This is a genomic window from Rickettsia sp. TH2014 (genome assembly GCF_019249195.1).
GTDB classification, from domain to species: domain Bacteria; phylum Pseudomonadota; class Alphaproteobacteria; order Rickettsiales; family Rickettsiaceae; genus Rickettsia; species Rickettsia felis.
On the sequence record NZ_MXAX01000224.1, the window covers coordinates 1 to 2,359 of the forward strand.

Genomic DNA, 2,359 nt, shown 5'->3' on the forward strand with positions numbered 1-2,359 from the left:
TCTTCTCAAGAGAAGATAACTCAAGACTAGATAATATATGTGATAAAATACACCCAGTTACCGGGATGTATGATTGATTCTTTGTGGTATCAAGGTATTTATGTATACCTATATTCTCACTTGGTAATCCAAGTGGATAAAATAATTGCATTTTATGCTCCTTTTATGGAGCTAAGAAATCCTATTGTGCTTGATTAATGACCAAATATATGGTATGATGAGTTATACAAAAAGTTCCACCTTTGTATGTATAACTAAGTAAATATATTTACTTATCTATCCATTATTTGGTGTTAAGGGATAATTTTATTTCTTAGCACCACTTCTTTTTCTAATGATCCAAATTGTTTAGATATTTTTAATCACACTAGCTATATAAGCATTATGTTAATCATCATCAGAATCGTACCATAATTAATTATTTTGTGATACAAATATACCTGACTGAAATATAGAATAAAATTATAAAAAAATAAATGCAATAAATTTTTTATTTTTTTGCAATATTTATTGCAGATAAATAAATATTGTTTAATAATAAAAATTATTGATTGATTAGAATATTATGAATATAGTAGAAATAAAGGTTATGGTATGAATAATGATAAATGGGATATTTTTTTCTCGCAATCAATTGTTTATTATATTACAGGTACTACGCCTTCAAATGTAAGTCGATATATAAATCAAAATAATATCAAAACAGACAAAGTAAGTGTTAACTCAAGGCAAAAATACAGTTATAAAATAATACGTAACATTATAAACCATTTTGGTTTCAATGAAATAGTTCCACAAAAAAAAGTACATGTTTTTTTGAACTTTAAGGGAGGTACAGGGAAAACAAGTATTTGTTATCAATTATCATCCTTTTTTGCATTATGTGGTTTTAAGGTGTTGGTTATAGATTGTGACCCACAAGCACATTTATCACATTCATATGGATTGAACATCTATGATGATTATCCAACTTTGTATGATGTTGTAGTAAATAAATTTAAGTTTGAAGATGCAATAGTAAATATTCATGAAGGTTTAGATATATTACCATCTAATCTATCTTTGACAAGATTAGAGACACCTTTAAATCAAATGACAAATAGAGAGAAAGTTTTTGCAAAATTAATAGAACCTATAAAACAGAAATATGATTTTATTCTGATTGATACAAACCCTACAATTAGTACTGTAAACAAGAATGTCACTCTAGCAGCTGATGAAATTAACATAGTATGTGAAACTCAGCCTTATAGTTTAAAAGGCTTAGAGATACTAGTAGAGGAAATTAAAAATTTTTCCGAGGTTATGGAACTAGAAATAGATTTTAAAATAATTCCGAATAAATATGAATCAAAGACTGCTACCGCTCAGGAATCGCTAGGTAAATTAAGGTACGAGTATAAACAACACCTGATGAATTCTATAGTAAGAAAATGTGAGGATATCAATATTTCTGCAAACAAACAACTACCTATTTTTTTTTGGGGGAAAAAAAACTCATTTGCATTTGAAGACATATGTGATTTAGGGAAGGAAATAATTTTTAATTCAAGTACTCAGATATTAAAATGAAAATAGATAACGCAAAATACAAGACTCCATTGAGTCAAAAAATATCTAGACATAATACATCAAGGGTGAGTATATATACTGAAGATTATAAAGGGGAATACTATAATATATCCGTTTTAAAATTAATACCATTTAAAACACAAGCAAGAAAAATTTTTGATGTAAAAAGTTTGGAAAATTTAGCCTTAACAATTAAAGAACATGGTATTAGGCAGCCACTCACAATCATACCATCAGAATCTGACAAATATGAAATAGTAAGCGGTGAACGAAGGTATAGAGCTGCGTTAATAGCTGGTCTTAAAACAGTCCCATGTATTATTTTAAAAGATAGAAAAAATGCAGAAGAAATTGCAATAATTGAAAATATTCAACGAGAAGAGTTGCATCCAATCGAATTAATGCTTGCATATAATACTCTTCTAGAACAGGGTATTTGTCATTCCACACAATCCATAGCTCATAAAATAGGAGTACCAAAATCATCAGTAATTGATATTTTAAATTTAAAAAAGTTATCTGAAGAAGTAAAAGAAAAATTATTAAAAGAGAGAATAATTAACAGAGATTTTTTGCGAAAGTTGTGTAAACTTGATCATGAAGAACAAAAGACATTATTAATGTACTATAGACAAGAAAAAAAACACACACAAAATACAAATAAAAACATAATAAGTATATCGATAAAAAATAATAATGTTTTTGTAAAAGAGCAAGTAGTGTCTAAATTGACAACAGTACACAAAGAAAAAATAAGAGAGGTCCTTCAGCAACTATTAGAAAAATA

At 27.2% G+C, this 2,359-nt stretch carries 2 protein-coding genes; both read left to right on the top strand.

Annotated features, from left to right (window positions below):
* Positions 1–594: 594 nt before the first annotated feature.
* Entirely contained in the window at positions 595–1,572 is a 978-nt protein-coding gene (locus KYQ89_RS04515; RefSeq protein ID WP_218460596.1) for a ParA family protein, read from the top strand.
* Positions 1,569–2,359, top strand: a 791-nt coding sequence (locus tag KYQ89_RS04520; protein WP_218460597.1) for a ParB/RepB/Spo0J family partition protein, incomplete at its 3' end; no start/stop codon positions are given. The genes KYQ89_RS04515 and KYQ89_RS04520, both read left to right, overlap by 4 nt.